Raw genomic sequence first — 15,443 nt, 5'->3', positions numbered from 1 at the left:
ACCGATCCACCGACGAAAGAGGTCACGCCATGGACCACCTGAGCAGCATGGACGCGTCGTTCCTGCACCTTGAAACTCCCGAGACGCCGATGCACGTCGGCAGCCTCATGCTCCTGGACCTGCCCGAGGGCTACCGGGGCGACTACTACGAAGACGTGAAGGGCATGCTAGGCAAGCGATTGCACCTGGCGTCGGTGCTGACACGCAAGCTCGCGCAGATGCCCTTCGAGCTGGCCGAGCCGGTGTGGATCGACGACGACGACATCGACCTCGACTATCACGTGCGCAGCCTCACGCTGCGCCGGCCCGGCACCATGGAACAGCTGCACCACCTTGTGGCGCGGCTGCATTCGAGCCTGCTCGACCGCAGCCGTCCGCTGTGGGAGATGTACGTCATCGAAGGCCTAGAGAACGGCCAGGTGGCCTTCTACACCAAGGCCCACCACAGCGGCGTCGACGGCAAGGCCGGCACCGAGCTGGCGAAGGTGCTCTACGACACCACGGCGCAGATGCGTGAGGTGCCGCCCGCGCGCCGCAAGCGCGGCAACGGCAGCCACTACCAGCTCGGCGTGGCCGAATTGCTGCAGGCGGCGGTGTCCAACTCGGCGCGCCAGTACCGCAAGCTCGCCGAGCTGCTGCCGGCCGCCGCGCGCGCGCTCACCGCGGCCGGCAGCGTGCTCGCGAGCCAGCAGACCGGCAAAGGCCAGCGCCGCCTGAGCCTGGGCATGGCGCCCAAGAGCATGTTCAACGACGCCATCACCAACCAGCGCTCGTACAGCACGCTCTCGCTGCCCTTCGACGAGCTGAAAGCCTTGGGCAAGCGCGTGGGCGGCACCGTCAACACCATCGTAATGGCGATGTGCAGCGAGGCGCTGGCCCGCTTCCTGAAGGAGCGCAACCTGCTGCCGAGGGACGCGCTGATCGCCGGCGTGCCCGTGAGCCTGCGTGCGGAGGGCGACGATTCGATGAACAACCAGGTGTCGATGGTGCGCGTCGACCTGGCCACCGACATCGCCGATCCGGCCGAACGCTTCAAGGCGATCCATGCGTCGTCGGAGGCCGCCAAGGCCGTGGTGCGCGAACTCAAGCCGGTGCTCGGCGTGGACATGCCGATCACCGGTTCGCCCTGGCTCATGACCAGCCTGGCCTCGCTGTTCGGCCGCTCCAACCTGGCGCGCAGGCTGCCGCCCACGGCGAACGTGCTGATCTCGAACGTGCCGGGTCCCGGCGCCACGCTCTACGTGGCCGGTGCGCGCATGGAGCACTTCTACCCAGTCTCCATTCCGTACCACGGCAACGCGCTGAACATCACCGTCCAGAGCTACGCGGGCTCGCTCGACTTCGGGATCACGGCGTGCCGCCGCATCCTGTCGCAAGAAGAGTCGTACGAGCTGATCGGTCACCTGCGCGCGGCGCTACGGCAGATCGAGCGACTGCCGAGCGTGGAAGGCGCTGCCAGGCCGGCGGTCACGAAAGAAACCGAGGCCGAGGCCCGGCCCGTCCCTGCCAAGGCGGCCGCGGCCCCGCGCCGCGCGAAGGCGCCGGCCGCTTCCAAAGCCCGTGGTGCCACTGCCACAGCTGCTTCCGCGCCAGCCGGCAAGAAGCCGCGCGCACCGCGCAAGCCGGCGGCGGTTGCCAAGGGCAAGCGTGGCGCCGCGGCCGCGGCGGCCTCCGCGGACTAGCCGGCCGGCGCACCGGTCACCGATCGGCCCCTGAAAGGAAGCGAGACCATGACCCCCACCCCTGCGCAGGCTCCCGCCCGCGCGCCGTACAACGCGGCGGACGAGGCTTTGTTTTCGAAAGTCAGCTGGCACCTGCTGCCGCTGTTGATCCTCTGCTACATCGTCGCGTTCATCGATCGCATCAACATCGGCTTCGCGCAGCTGCAGATGAAGCAGACGCTGGCCTTCAGCAACGAGGCCTACGCGCTGGGCGCGGGCATCTTCTTCATCGGCTACTTTCTCTTCGAGGTGCCGAGCAACCTGGTGCTCGAGAAGATCGGCGCGCGCAAGACGCTGCTGCGCATCATGTTCTGCTGGGGGATCGTGGCCTCGGCCATGATGTTCGTGGAGACGACCACGCAGTTCTACGTGCTGCGCTTCCTGCTCGGCGCGTTCGAGGCAGGCTTCTTCCCCGGAATCATCCTGTACCTCACCTACTGGTACCCCTCGGCGCGGCGCTGCAAGGTCATCTCGATCTTCATGACGGCCACGGCCATCGGCTACCTGCTGGCCGGCCCGCTCTCGGGCTGGATCATGAAGTACATGAACGGCCTGGGTGGTCACCATGGATGGCAGTGGCTGTTTGTGGTGCAGGGCCTGCCGGCCTCGGTGCTGGGCATCGTCGCGTTCTTCTACCTGAAGGACAAGCCCGAGCAGGCCGGCTGGCTCACGCCGTCCGAGAAGGTCGCGTTGCGCCACCACCTGGACAACGAACCGCATGCCGTGGAGACCGCATCGCACGGCTCGTTCTGGGCGCTGCTGCGCGACCCCAAGGTCTTCACGATGGCCTTTGTGTACTTCCTGTTCCTGGGCGCCAACTACACGCTGGTGTTCCTGGTGCCGACGCTCATCAAGAACTGGGGCGTGGGCGACGTGTTCATGGTCGGCCTGCTGTCGGCGATACCGGGGATCTTCGGCGCCATCGGCATGGTGTTCGTCGGGCGCAGCTCCGACAGGCACCTGGAGCGGCGCAAGCACTTCTTCTTCTGCGTGGCGCTGGCATCGGCGGGCCTGCTGGTGGCGGTCTTCAGCGGCGGCAACTTGGTGCTGGCGCTGGCAGGGCTTGCGGTCATGAGCATCGGCCAGTCGGCCAACACGCCGATCTTCTTCGCGGCCATCAGCGAGTACCTGCCGCGCAAGTCGGCGGCCGGCGGCATCGCGCTCATCAGCAGCCTGGGCAACCTGGGGCCCGCCGTGATGCCGGTGGTCACCGCGTGGATCACGACCGCCACCGGCAGCTCGGACAACAGCATGTTCCTGGCGATCGGGCTATGGCTGTTGTCCGGCGTGGTCCTGCTGCGCGTGATGCGGCCCGCCGCCGCCACGCGCACGCAGTTCGCACCGGCCTGAGTTCCCTGTTTCCCCGTCCTTTCATTCATCCAAGGAGATTCAATTCATGGCAACCAGCAAGAACGCAGCCAACGCCAACCCGCTCTTTCCCGCCGCACTGCCGTCGATGGAAGATTTCGGCAAGCTGATCGAACAGCTCAAGCTCCCCGGTGTGGACGTCAGCGCGCTCGTGGAGTGGCAGCGCAAGGACATGGAGGCGCTGGCCGAGGCCAACCGGCAGGCCTATGAAGGCATCCAGTCGCTCGCCCAACGGCGTGGCGAGATCCTGCGCGAGACGCTGGCCCAGTGGCAGGACGCGCTGAAGGACGCTACCGGCAAGGACGCGACCTCCAGGCAAACCGAGGCCGCGCAGCGCGGCGTGCAGCAGGCCCTCGACAACTTCCGCGAACTGGCGCAGCTGGAAGCGCAGGCGCGCAACAACAGCTGGAAGGTGGTGCAGGACCGCCTGAACGAAAACATGGCCAACCTGCAGAAGCTGTTGCAGCCGAAGTAAGCTCCGCGCCTGATGCCCCGGCACGGCCTCGCGCATGTCGCCCACCGTCTATCAAGGCTGGATATCGAGACTATTCCTAACTCGATCAACGGCTCGATGGAAGGCTTGCCGAGCCGGCGTGCTGCTAGCCGCAGTGGCTAGCGCACGCGGTGTGGTCAGACTTCATTCGTCAGATCGATGCGCGGTGCCGCTGAAGCATGATGCCTTTGCGGCGCGTGTCGTTGACGAATTTGTGCTGAGGCAGCAGGCTATCCTCCGCGTCGGGATCATTTGCGCGATAAACCTGTCGGTACGCAAGCGCCGCAAGGTCAAGCGGATCACCGGCGAGCGCCAGCCGCTGGCAGCCAGCCGACTCATCAATGAAACCTGGAGCACAGACTTCGTGATGGACGCACTGGCCAACGGCCGACGCATCAAGTGCCTGACGGTGGTGGACGACTTCAGCCGCGAGTGCGTGGAAATTGCAGTGGACCACGGCATGGGTGGCGAGTACGTCGTGCGCTTGCTGGACCAGGCAGTGCAGTTCGGCGGCTATCCGTTGGCGATCCGCACCGACCAGGGCCCGGAGTTCACCAGCCGGGCCTTCATGGCTTGGGCTGCTGCACGCGGCGTTCGGCACCTGCTCAACGACGTGGGCTGTCCGACTCAGAACGCCTATATCGAGAGCTTCAACCGCGAGTTCCGCGACGAGTGCCTGAATGAGCAGTGGTTCGAGTCGCTTGCGCAAGCCACAGGGGAGATCGCCCGTTGGCGACGCGACTACAACGAGGTGCGGCCTCACCGTTCGCTGGGCCGCATCTCGCCAGCCAAGTTCGCCGCCTTGCATCGCCAGCGCGCTGGCGATGCAAGGCAATCACCGAAGATCAAGTAGTCTCCACAACCTTGGACTCGCTAACTCGACATTGGCACGTCTAAAGGGGGACAGGTCAGACCACCCCCAGGCTCACGTATGGAGATTTCGCATATGCAGGAATTCGACTTCTACATCAATCCCCATAAGCCAACCCTCGGGCTCTATGTACCCAAGGGCTCGGGACTTCCTGACCTCGCGGAAGCGGGACAGTGGCAGCTTGAGGGCCATGTCTGGGAGAACGAGTTGCCGCCCGCGGTCTTGAAAGGACTGCGGGCCAACGGTCATGCCTTCCAGGAGCTGGGAACATAGCTCGATACGCAGGCCGGGTCTAACTATCGGCCGGAAGCGGCCCCATGATGCCGGCGTTCGAAGGAGGCGCACGCCTTGGTGGCATCGTCTCATGCGAGTCGGTTCTGCGACTCGCGGTGGCACGTGATTGCCTCAGCAATCCGACCGTTCAGTTCGAACGCGCCGCGGCGATCCGGACACGACAGGAAGTTTCGGCGCATGTGCGGTTCCCATGCTCGATTCGCACATAGACGTAGCCCCGGGTTGCCTGACGGAGCCGCCTCCCATGGTCATGTAGTCCGGGAAGCTGCCAGAGTCGGCTTCGTTGACATCGCACACGAAGACTTCTCCGGGCGGCCGCGACCGCGCAGCCCCGATTCCTCATGGAGCGCGTCGCGTCGATGCTGCTCACACAGGTCCCCGCATTGCTGAACCCCCGGCTCCCGTCTGCGAGTCGTGGAGCAGGCCAAGCCTCTGCAATCGAGGCACAGGCGCTCCAGAATCTGCATTTCGGCGCAATCTGTACTCTTTTCTTATGGATTGATCTGTACATTCATCGATCTGTGCCCTTCTTTTAACCTTTCCACCTCGTTCGAAAAATCGTGGAAAAGGACAACAGATGACAGCCATCGAGATGGATCGCCTGCCGGCTACAGGCGCGATCACAGTCAATCGCCGCCTGGCTCGTTCCGTGGAAAGGGCCCCCGGATGAAGCTCTATGAGAAGTTTGCCGACGACATCCAGCGCTTGATTCGGCAGGGTGTCTACCGCCCCGGCGACCGGATTCCATCGGTGCGGCAGGCGAGCCAGCACCACCGGCTCAGCATCACCACGGTGCTCCACGCCTACTTGCTGCTCGAAAGCCGCGGTCTGCTCGAAAGCCGGCCACAGTCGGGCTATTTCGTGAGCCTCGGGCACAAGGATGAAGCCGGGCGGCGCGACCTCCAGCCGTCGAGGCCGATCGCCATGTCGTCCTCGGTCGACGTCAGCCGGCTGGTGCTTTCGACGCTGCGCTCCATCGGGACTGACAATGCCGTGCCGCTCGGGTCGCCTTATCCGGATCCCAGCCTGTTCTCATTCGAAAAGCTGAACCGCTACGCGTACACGGCGGGCCGCGACAAGTCGCAGTGGGGTCTGACGAATGCACTTCCGCCCGGTGACCCGCGACTCGTGCGGCAGATTGCGCGTCGCTATCTCGAGAACGGAATGTCGGTCGATCCCAACGAGATCATCGTCACCATCGGTGCGACGGAAGCGATCAATCTGTGTCTGCAGGCGGTTGCGAAGCCCGGCGACGTGATTGCGGTTGAGTCGCCGACGTTCTACGCGATGCTCCATGCGATCGAGAGAATGGGCATGAAGGCGATTGAGGTGTCGACGCATCCGGAGTACGGCATCGACATCGCAGCGCTTGCGGCGATCGTGAAATCGCAGCCGGTCACTGCATGCATGGTGATGCCGAACTTCCAGAATCCGCTCGGTTTCCAGATGTCCGACGAGCGCAAGCGCGAACTCGTTGAATTCGCGACGCAGGTCGACATGCCGATCATCGAGAACGGCGTGTACAACGAACTGTATTTCGGCGATTCGCACCCGAGCACGCTGAAGTCTTACGACAAAAAGGGGCTGGTTCTTCACTGCTCGTCGTTCTCGAAGAGCCTCACGGCCGCGTACCGGATCGGCTGGGCGCTGCCGGGACGCTATCGCGACAAAGTCGAGAAACTCAAGTTCCTGAACACACTGGCAACGCCGGTGATTCCGCAACTCGCGATCGCCGAATTTCTCGAGCGCGAAGGCTATGAGCATCATCTGAGGCGGATTCGGAAGGCCTATGCGCAGCAGGCCAACCTGATGCGCGCGATCGTCTTGCGGTTCTTTCCGGAGGGAACGCGCATGTCGAGCCCGGCCGGCGGGTACGTGCTGTGGGTCGAACTGCCGCCCAAGGTCGACGCGATGCTGCTCTACCAACTCGCACTCGAACAGGAGATCACGATCGGCCCAGGCTATATGTTCTCGATCTCCGACACCTATCGGAACTTCATCCGGCTCAACTACAGCAGCCCATGGACCGCCCGGATCGAGCAGGCGGTGATCTCGGTGGGCAAGCTTGCTTCGGGCTGTGCGCGTTGACGGCGTCCGACGATTCGCCGGGGCCGCGCCCCCGCGCGAAGCCCTGCCGCCCGCGTGCGCCGAATCAACCACCCGTCACCGGGGGAAAGAAGGCGATCTCGCTGTCTCCGCGCACGACAAATCCGCCGTCAACCATTTCCTGATTGACGGCGGCGCGTATCAGAACGTCTGTGTGCAGGGCTTTGGCGGCGCGCTCGTCCCTTGATGCGATATGAGCGCGCAGGGCGTCGACGGTTAATTCGGGCGCGTCGATGTCGACGATTTCCTGTTCGATGCCGAACCGCTCGCGAACGCTTGCAAAGTATTTGATCCTGAGTTTCATAAGTCAGCCCCATCGCTCCATGGCCTGGTCGTCTCGCGCCTTTGCTTCGACCCATTCGCAGCTGCCGTCGCTGCGGATCTCCTTTTTCCAGAAGGGTGCGTGCGTCTTGAGGATATCCATCAGGAATTCGCAGGCGTCGAATGCCGTGCCGCGATGCCGAGCCGCAACCACGACGAGGACGACCGATTGGCCCAGCGCGACATGACCGACGCGGTGCACGATCTTCACCGCCTCGACGCGCCATCGGGCGGCTGCTTCCTCCACGGTGCTCCAGAGCGATTGCTCGGTCATCCCGGGATAGTGTTCGATTTCGAGCGCCACGACATCGTCGATGTCGCCGGACTGGCGCACGACACCGAGGAAGTTCACGACCGCGCCGATGCGCGGGTTGCGCGCGATCGGCGCGATCTCCGCATCGATGTCGATGGGCTCGTACTGGACCCGCACCTCGAAGCCCGCCGCAATTGCGGGCTGAAGATGCATGGGGGCGCCGGCATGATCGTCAACGCGGCCCGGCGGATCGGATCCGGTCCACCCAGGCTGACTGAGCGGAGCGCCGGATCGAGCGGGGGGTGACGTCATGGTTGTTCTCCTGCTGTTGTTCGTGCCGCACTGCACTGAGCTGCTTCATCCGCCGACCAGCGACATGAGCACCGTGGGATAGGCCCTTGCCGATCCGCGCTCGCGGCGGGCCTGGCGCAACTCCGAGTAGCGGTCGTTGCGCGACACCCACCGGCTGCGCACCATGTCGGCCAGCTGCTCGACTGGAGCGGCATCGTCAAGCCACGGTCGAAGGTCGGTGCCATGTGTAGAGAAAAGGCAGGTGTACAGCTTGCCGTCGGCCGATACGCGAGCACGCGAGCACGAGCCGCAAAACGGGAGCGAGACGCTCGCGATGAACCCGATCTCGCCGGCGCCGTCCGCATGCCGGTAGTTGACCGCCGTCCCCACCTGCCGCGGATCGGCGGTGGGGACGAGCGGAAATTCCGATTCGATGATTTCTCGCGTCTGCTGCGCCGAGAGCACCTTCTCGCTCGACCAATCGATCGCGCCTCCGACGTCCATGTATTCGATGAATCGCACAGTGGCGCCGGTGTGTCTGAACCGGCGCACGAGCGGCAGGATCTGACTGTCGTTCGCGCCGCGCTCGATCACGGCATTGACCTTGACCGGTGCAAGACCCGCCGCGCATGCGGCTTCGATGCCTTCCAGGATGCGCGAGACGGGAACATCGACGTCGCTCATGCGCCGGAACACCGCGTCGTCCACGGCATCGAGGCTCACCGTGACGCGGCCCAGGCCAGCGTTGCGCAGCGAACGCGCCTTCGCGGCGAGTAGCGATCCGTTCGTCGTGAGCGCGATCTCCATCGGATTGCCGCTGATGGTCGTGAGCGCGGCCAGTTGTTCGATCAGCGTTTCGAGCCCGCGCCGCAAGAGGGGCTCGCCACCGGTGAGGCGTATCTTTTCGACGCCAAGCGACGCGAATGCGCTTGCGATCCGAGTCAAATGGGCGAAGGAAAGGCGGTCGGAGGACGGCATGAACGGGTAGTCCGCGCCGAAGATCTCCCGAGGCATGCAGTAGGTGCAGCGAAAGTTGCACTGGTCGATCACGGACAGACGCAGATCGCGTAGCGGGCGGTCAAGTTGGTCGACGATAGACATGGGACGCTGCATCAAAAGGCCTTCGATCAGGATAGTGCGCATGCCTGCGGAATTCGATACACAGTTGCATCGCGATTGCGCAAGCACAGTTCGGCGTCAGAGCTGAAAGGAGAAATGGAGAACAGTTCGGCCCGGCAGCAGGGCTTGGACTCGCTTTGCAGGCACACATCGCCACGCGTGCGGCGAGCACAGTTCATGCTCGGCAACGAATGATTGCGAACGATATTTGAATCGCGATATCGTCGCGCACCGTCAGCCACGCGCCTTCAACTTCACTCCCCGAGCGCCAGCCAAAGCCATGGAAATCTTCGACGCTCTCCATCTCGCGCGATTGCAGTTCGCGTTCACCGTCTCGTTTCATATCGTCTTCCCTGCAATCAGCATCGGGATGGCCAGCTTCCTCACGGTGCTCGAGTGGCGCTGGCTGAAGACGGATGACGTGGCCTACAAGGACATGTTTCAGTTCTGGTCGAAGATCTTCGCGGTCTCTTTCGGAATGGGCGTCATCTCCGGGGTGGTGATGGCCTACGAGTTCGGCACGAACTGGAGCGAGTTTTCGCGGATCGCCGGAAACATCACCGGGCCGCTGCTCCACTATGAAGTTCTGACCGCGTTCTTCCTCGAAGCCGGGTTCCTGGGGGTCATGTTGTTTGGCTGGAACCGTGTCAGCCCGCGGGCGCATTTCTTTGCAACATTGATGGTTGCGATCGGCACGTTGATCTCGACGTTCTGGATCATTGCATCGAACAGCTTCATGCATACCCCGCAGGGGTTCGCCATCGAGAACGGCCGCATCATCCCGGTGGATTGGCTGAAGATCATCTTCAATCCGTCGTTTCCGTATCGCATCGCGCACATGACGGTCGCAGCTTTCATCGTGGCGGGCTTCATCGTTGCCGCGTTCGGCGCGTGGCATTTGCTCAATGGCCGGCGCGATGAGCCGGTAAAGCGCAGTTTCTCGATGGCGCTCTGGCTCCTGCTCGTCATGACGCCGGTCCAGATCCTGGTCGGCGATGCGCATGGCCTGAACACGCGTGAACACCAACCGGCCAAGATCGCGGCGATCGAAGGCCTGTGGGAGACGGAGAAGGGGGGGACGGCCCTCACCCTGTTCGGGCTGCCCGACATGAAAGCGGAGGAAACACGCTATGCCGTCCGGGTGCCGCATCTGGGCAGCCTCATCCTCACGCACAGTTGGGACGGAGAGATCCGTGGCATGAAGGAGTTCGCGGCCGCGGATCGCCCCTACTCGCCGATCGTGTTCTGGACATTCCGGGTCATGGTCGGGCTCGGCATGCTGATGCTTCTGACCGCGGCGCTGGGCCTGTTGCTGAGAAAGCGCGGACGTCTGTACGAGACGCGATGGTTCCAGCGCCTTGTGTTGGCCATGGGGCCGTCCGGGCTCATTGCGCTGTTGGCCGGCTGGATCACGACCGAGGTCGGCCGCCAGCCATGGACGGTCTATGGGGTACTTCGAACCGAGTACTCCGTGTCGCCGATCGCCTCGCAGCAAGCCGGTGTTTCGCTGCTGATCTTTGTCATCGTGTACTTCATGGTGTTCGGCATGGGCGTCTACTACATGCTCAAGTTGATGAAGCGCGGGCCGACGCCGCGCGCCGATGCTTCCGGGCAGCGCGAGTACCCGGGATTGAGCAATCGCGCGCTGGACGCGCTGGAAGGGCAGTAACGCCATGCAAATCGATCTTCCCGTGGTGTGGGCCGCAATCATCGGCTTCGGCGTGTTCGTCTACGTGATGCTGGATGGGTTCGATCTCGGCATCGGCTTGCTGTTTCCATTTTTCGAGAGCAAGAGCGAACGCCAGGTCATGCTCAATACCATCGCACCGGTCTGGGACGGCAACGAGACATTTCTCGTGCTTGGCGGCGCGGGCCTGTACTGCGCGTTCCCAATCGTCTATTCGACGCTGCTGCCCGCCAACTATCTGCCGCTGATCCTGATGGTGGTGGGGTTGATCTTTCGCGGTGCGGCGTTCGAGTTGCGCGCGAAGGCCCGACGTACTCGCAACCTGTGGGATCTCGCCTTTATCGGCGGGTCGGCGCTCGCCGCGCTATGCCAGGGGATCGTGCTCGGCTCCCTGCTGCAAGGCATCAGGATCGAAGACGGGAAATTCGTCGGCGGCGCATTCGATTGGCTGTCGCCTTTCAGCCTGTTCTGCGGATTCGGCGTGCTTGTGACCTATGCGGCGCTCGGCTGCGGCTGGCTCATCCTGAAGACGGATGGCGAGTTGCAGCGCAAGATGCGGTTGTTGATGAAACCGCTCGTCGGCGTATTGCTGGGCGCGATGGGCATCGTCAGTCTCTGGACCGTCATCGGCCTGCCCGCCGTCGCCCAACGCTGGTTCGGCAGTGGCAATCTTCTCTGGTTCCTTCCAGTGCCGGTCCTTGTGCTCGCATGCGTCTGGGGGGTCTTTCGGACAGTCCGGCTCGAGCATGAGTCTTCGCCGTTTCTTTTGACTCTCGCACTCTGCTTTCTCGGCTATAGCGGACTGATCATCAGCATCTGGCCGAACATCGTGCCGCCCTCGCTGACGATCTGGGATGCATCGTCGAGCCATACGAGCCAACTGTTCGCACTCGTGGGAACCATCGTCGTCCTGCCGATCATCCTTGTCTACAACGCGATGCAATACCGCGTCTTTCGCGGCAAGGTGCGCGAGGGCGACGCCGGCTATCACTGATGACGGTTCATGGCCGGACGGGAACGCCAGGCGACATGGATGTCAGTTCAACTTGTAGATCATGATCATCCGGCCGACACAAAACTGGTTCCGCATGCTGTTCGTGTGGAATGGTTCTGTCTTGCAGACGATCATTCCGCAACTGCTTTTCATGGGGGCACTGAGCAGCCTGGCCGTGTTCACGCACGGACGCATCTTCGGCGAGAAAATTCCGCTGAATCCGGCGCCGTTCACGTTGTTCGGTGTGGCGCTGGCGCTCTTTCTCGGATTTCGGAACAGCGCAAGCTACGCCCGCTTTATCGAGGGACGGCTTCTCTGGGGCAACCTCCTGATCTCCACGCGCACGCTGACCTCGCAGGTTCGCTGCTATTTGCACGAGAACATCGATGAGGCGGAACGGGTGCGCCTTGCCTACGCGCTGATCGCGCTCGTCTACGCGTTGAAGCACCAGCTGCGCCGTACCGATCCGATGCCCGATCTGCGTCGCCTGCTCGGTGATGAGCGTGCCGATGCGCTGCGCGGGAAGTTCTACAAGCCGGTCGCCATCCTCAACGACATCCGCGGCGCTCTTGCTGCCATTCATGGCTGCAGACCGCCGGACACCGCATCGTGGATGTTCGACGCACAGATCAACGACATGGAAAAGACCGTGGGCGGGTGCGAGCGGATCGCATCGACGCCGATCCCCTTCGCCTACAGCGTCCTGCTTCACCGGACGGTGTACGCCTATTGCATCCTGCTTCCGTTCGGCCTCGTGGATTCGACGGTCTCTTTCACCCCAATGATCTGCGTGGTCATTTCGTACACGCTCATCGCACTGGAGGCGATAGCGAATGAAGTCGCCGAGCCGTTCGGCCTTGCGCCAAACGCGCTGGCGCTCGATGCAATGACGCGCACGATCGAACGTTCGATACTCGAGATGTGCGGCCTGGAGATTCCGGAAGAGTTGGCGCCGGTGGACCTGTACCGGCTGACGTGAGCGTTCTTTTGAATCCCTGGGAGCGAGCTTCATCAACTGGAAGTCGTTGCAGTTTTTCGGCACCAGCTAAGACCACGGCGCAAAAATACTACATGCCTCGCTTTCGCCAAGAACCCCTCGCAATCCAGAGTCCGCCGGTGGCCGCCTCACGCACCGCGGTCCTCTGGTGCAATCTCGGCTCGCCCGAGGCTGCTACCGCCGCCGCAATACGGCCCTATCTGGCGCAATCCCTGAGCGATCCACGGGTCGTGGAGATGCCCGGCATGCTCTGGCAGCCGTTTCTGCACGGCATCATCCTTCGCTCGCAGCCTGCGGCCCTGGCTGCGAAGTACGCTCGCATATGGACCAGCGAGGGCGCGCCTCTGTCGGGTGTGGACGCACAAGCAGGCGGCCCTGCTGCAGAGCTGTCTGAACGAGCGCGGCCACAAGATCGTTGCCCTGCCGGGCATGCGCTACGGGCAACCCTCGATCGCATCACAGCTGGAGGCCCTCAAGGCTGGTGGCATCGATCGCGTGCTGGTGCTGCCGGCCTGTCCACAGTACTCGGCCGCAACTACAGCCAGCATGATCGATGCCGCCAACGCATGGAGCACAAGCGCGCGCCGGATGCTGGAAATCCGCTTCGTCAATGGCTATCACGACCAAACCGGCTACATCGATGCGCTGGCCGGAAGCGTTCAAGCTTACTGGCAGGACCATGGCCGGCCCGACCGACTGGTGTTCAGCTTCCACGGCATCCCAGAACGCAACATTCAACGCGGCGATCCTTACGAGACACAGTGCAGGCACACCGCCATGCGGCTGATCGACCGCCTGCAATGGCGAGAGGATGCATGGGAGACCACCTTCCAGCCGCACTTCAGACGCGCGAAGTCGCTACGGCCCGACACGAATGCCGTGCTGGCGGACATGGGCCGAAAAGGCGTGGGCCGGGTGGATGTGCTGTGCCCCGGCTTTCCTGCCGACTGCGTCGAGACGCTGGAGGCCGTCGCCATGGAAGGCCGCGCCGCCTTCCTCGATGGCGGCGGCAAAGAGTTCCACTACATCCCGGCGCTCAACGACAACCCGAGCTGGATCACTGCATTGCGCGATATCGCCGAGCGGAACTTGGCTGGTTGGCCGACTCGTGAGACCCTTGCATGAAAGAAAGTGCTGCGACACTGGCAGCGCAGCGGGCAGCCCAACATCATCGGAGCGACGAAGCCATGCGTCGAACAACAATCACCAGGAGCAGATCATGCCTTCCATTGTTCCGCAGCCAGTCACTGCCAAGCTGACTCATGCAGCCATTTTTCTTGTGGTGACGCTGGAGCCAGGACCTCGATGCGATCTGGCGGTGCGAGCGCTCTGCGCCGACATGGCGTCTCTGCTGCGTGGCATAGGGTTTCGCCACCCTGACCGGCGCTTGTCTTGCGTCATGGGGTTTGGCTCCGAGGCCTGGGATCGTCTGTTTGGCAGTCCGAGACCTGCCGGTTTGCATCCGTTTCGTGAAATCAACGGCGTGCACCACGCGGTCTCGACGCCGGGCGACCTGCTGTTCCATATCCGGGCGACAGCCATGGACCTGTGCTTCGAACTGGCCGCGCAGATCATGACTCGCATCGGAAACGTCGCGACGGTGGTGGATGAAACGCACGGATTCAAGTATTTCGACGAGCGCGATCTCCTGGGCTTCGTGGATGGCACGGAGAACCCGGTGGATCAGGATGCCCTGGATGCGTCGCTTGTCGGCGATGAGGACCCCGGCTTCACCGGCGGCAGCTACGTCATCGTCCAAAAGTATCTTCATGACCTGAAAGCCTGGAACGAGGTTGCCGTCGAACGACAGGAAACGATCATCGGACGCAAGAAGCTCTCGGACATTGAATTGGATGACGCCATCAAGGCGCCGTACGCGCACAACGTCCTGACCAGCATTGAAGAAGACGGCACGCAACTGCAAATCGTGCGCGACAACATGCCGTTCGGCGAAGTGGGCAAGGGTGAGTTCGGGACGTACTTCATCGGCTACGCGCGATCACCCGTGCGGATCGAACGAATGCTCTCGAACATGTTCGTCGGACAGCCACCGGGCAACTACGACCGCCTGCTCGACTTCAGCAAGGCGGTAACGGGCACGCTCTTCTTCGTGCCGTCCGAAACCTTTCTCGCCAACGTGTCGACCGAGGATTCCTAGCCGTCAAAAACCGTGCATCCTCATTTGATCGAACGCCCGGCCGACGCGAATGATCGTGTTGCTCATCATGGTGCTGTTTGGAACAACGACGTCGTGCTTCTCCTCGTCGACGAGCACTGTGAATCCCAATGAAATGACCTGAACATTGGCGGAGATCACTCCCAGTGGAGAGGCGATGCGAATCGTGTCGCCAACTCGAACCTGCCTGTAGAGCACCAACGAGAAACCGGCCGCGAGATTGCCGAGGGTGTCCTTGGCGGCGAGCCCCACAACAACCGAGACGACGCTGGCTCCCGTCAGCAGCGCCGTGCCCAGAGCGCGCAATTCGGGGACCAGATGAGCGTAGAGAACGAATCCGATCAGGTAGACCAGGACCTGAGCGAAAGCACTGACGAATCGCAGGGCGGTGACGTCGGAAAGGTGCAGCTCGATGCGACGCACGCTTCTTCGGAGCAGCACGACCACGACGGATGCGAGCCCGAGAACAATCGCCCCAATGAGCGCCGCCCCAACGAGCGACCGAGGGTCCAGCATGCCGCTGACGGCATCGGTCAGATGATTCATCGCTGCCCCTCACTGCTGCCGGAGGCAGACGGAGCCGCGGCGATATCGCGCGTCCTTCTTTGACTTGCGGCGGCTGATGACAAGCCCAGCAGCGCCAAGCCTGACCCGATCAAGACGGGGTCCGTCACTCTCATGAGCTGACGACGAGAGAATTCCATCGATTGGATCGTCCTTGTTGTCTATTGGGATGTGACGGGTGTGTGCGG

At 62.9% G+C, this 15,443-nt stretch carries 14 protein-coding genes and 2 pseudogenes; 12 read left to right on the top strand and 4 right to left on the bottom strand.

Annotated elements, in window-relative coordinates:
• The first annotated feature begins 29 nt into the window (after window positions 1-29).
• The 6 genes and pseudogenes from ACEN9N_RS19495 to ACEN9N_RS19470 all read left to right on the top strand — a co-directional run bounded on the left by ACEN9N_RS19495 (window position 30) and on the right by ACEN9N_RS19470 (window position 6,835).
• Window positions 30-1,682, top strand: a complete 1,653-nt coding sequence (locus tag ACEN9N_RS19495; RefSeq protein WP_495654322.1) for a wax ester/triacylglycerol synthase family O-acyltransferase — start codon at window positions 30-32, stop codon at window positions 1,680-1,682.
• 48 nt (window positions 1,683-1,730) lie between these two features.
• Complete coding sequence (locus ACEN9N_RS19490) at window positions 1,731-3,071, top strand: MFS transporter (RefSeq protein ID WP_495654321.1); 1,341 nt, start codon at window positions 1,731-1,733, stop codon at window positions 3,069-3,071.
• A gap of 46 nt (window positions 3,072-3,117) precedes the next feature.
• Window positions 3,118-3,564 (top strand): TIGR01841 family phasin, encoded by a 447-nt coding sequence (gene phaP, locus ACEN9N_RS19485; protein WP_495654320.1) that lies wholly within the window; start codon window positions 3,118-3,120, stop codon window positions 3,562-3,564.
• A gap of 283 nt (window positions 3,565-3,847) precedes the next feature.
• Window positions 3,848-4,435, top strand: a pseudogene (locus ACEN9N_RS19480) (IS3 family transposase); the annotation flags it as partial.
• A 93-nt stretch (window positions 4,436-4,528) separates the two neighbouring features.
• Window positions 4,529-4,726 (top strand): hypothetical protein, encoded by a 198-nt coding sequence (locus ACEN9N_RS19475; RefSeq protein ID WP_495654319.1) that lies wholly within the window; start codon window positions 4,529-4,531, stop codon window positions 4,724-4,726.
• Between the two features lie 687 nt (window positions 4,727-5,413).
• On the top strand, window positions 5,414-6,835 hold the full coding sequence (locus ACEN9N_RS19470) for an aminotransferase-like domain-containing protein (RefSeq protein WP_495654318.1): 1,422 nt from the start codon (window positions 5,414-5,416) through the stop codon (window positions 6,833-6,835).
• A 64-nt stretch (window positions 6,836-6,899) separates the two neighbouring features.
• On the opposite strand, the gene ACEN9N_RS19465 is transcribed toward ACEN9N_RS19470, so the two are convergent.
• The 3 genes from ACEN9N_RS19465 to moaA are packed head-to-tail and all read right to left on the bottom strand — an operon-like array spanning window position 6,900 to window position 8,861.
• Window positions 6,900-7,157 carry a MoaD/ThiS family protein gene (locus ACEN9N_RS19465; RefSeq protein WP_495654317.1) on the bottom strand — a complete coding sequence of 86 codons (258 nt, stop codon included), beginning with the start codon at window positions 7,155-7,157 and terminating at the stop codon, window positions 6,900-6,902.
• A gap of 3 nt (window positions 7,158-7,160) precedes the next feature.
• The gene (locus ACEN9N_RS19460; protein WP_495654316.1) at window positions 7,161-7,739 is read right to left on the bottom strand and encodes a molybdenum cofactor biosynthesis protein MoaE; all 579 of its coding nucleotides are present in this window, start codon (window positions 7,737-7,739) and stop codon (window positions 7,161-7,163) included.
• A gap of 45 nt (window positions 7,740-7,784) precedes the next feature.
• A complete protein-coding gene (gene moaA / locus ACEN9N_RS19455; protein WP_495654315.1) occupies window positions 7,785-8,861 on the bottom strand; it encodes a GTP 3',8-cyclase MoaA in 1,077 nt (358 codons plus the stop codon).
• Window positions 8,862-9,117: 256 nt separating this feature from the next.
• Here moaA and ACEN9N_RS19450 point away from each other — a divergent pair, with 256 nt between their 5' ends.
• The 6 genes and pseudogenes from ACEN9N_RS19450 (at window position 9,118) to ACEN9N_RS19425 (ending at window position 14,673) form a co-directional block, all read left to right on the top strand.
• Complete coding sequence (locus tag ACEN9N_RS19450; RefSeq protein WP_495654314.1) at window positions 9,118-10,506, top strand: cytochrome ubiquinol oxidase subunit I; 1,389 nt, start codon at window positions 9,118-9,120, stop codon at window positions 10,504-10,506.
• Between the two features lie 4 nt (window positions 10,507-10,510).
• Window positions 10,511-11,518 carry a cytochrome d ubiquinol oxidase subunit II gene (gene cydB, locus ACEN9N_RS19445; protein ID WP_495654313.1) on the top strand — a complete coding sequence of 336 codons (1,008 nt, stop codon included), beginning with the start codon at window positions 10,511-10,513 and terminating at the stop codon, window positions 11,516-11,518.
• Window positions 11,519-11,579: 61 nt separating this feature from the next.
• Entirely contained in the window at window positions 11,580-12,497 is a 918-nt protein-coding gene (locus tag ACEN9N_RS19440) for a bestrophin family protein (RefSeq protein ID WP_495654312.1), read from the top strand.
• A gap of 92 nt (window positions 12,498-12,589) precedes the next feature.
• Window positions 12,590-12,814 (top strand): annotated as a pseudogene (locus ACEN9N_RS19435) (ferrochelatase); the annotation flags it as partial.
• A 52-nt stretch (window positions 12,815-12,866) separates the two neighbouring features.
• Window positions 12,867-13,640, top strand: coding sequence for a ferrochelatase (hemH, locus tag ACEN9N_RS19430; RefSeq protein ID WP_495654311.1), 774 nt, complete (start codon window positions 12,867-12,869; stop codon window positions 13,638-13,640).
• A 94-nt stretch (window positions 13,641-13,734) separates the two neighbouring features.
• A complete protein-coding gene (locus ACEN9N_RS19425; RefSeq protein ID WP_495654310.1) occupies window positions 13,735-14,673 on the top strand; it encodes a Dyp-type peroxidase in 939 nt (312 codons plus the stop codon).
• Window positions 14,674-14,676: 3 nt separating this feature from the next.
• Here ACEN9N_RS19425 and ACEN9N_RS19420 read toward each other — a convergent pair whose 3' ends face one another.
• Complete coding sequence (locus tag ACEN9N_RS19420; RefSeq protein WP_495654309.1) at window positions 14,677-15,237, bottom strand: mechanosensitive ion channel domain-containing protein; 561 nt, start codon at window positions 15,235-15,237, stop codon at window positions 14,677-14,679.
• Window positions 15,238-15,443: the final 206 nt, after the last annotated feature.

The organism is Variovorax sp. Varisp46, from assembly GCF_059491885.1.
This window is presented reverse-complemented; position numbering and strand designations above follow the sequence as displayed.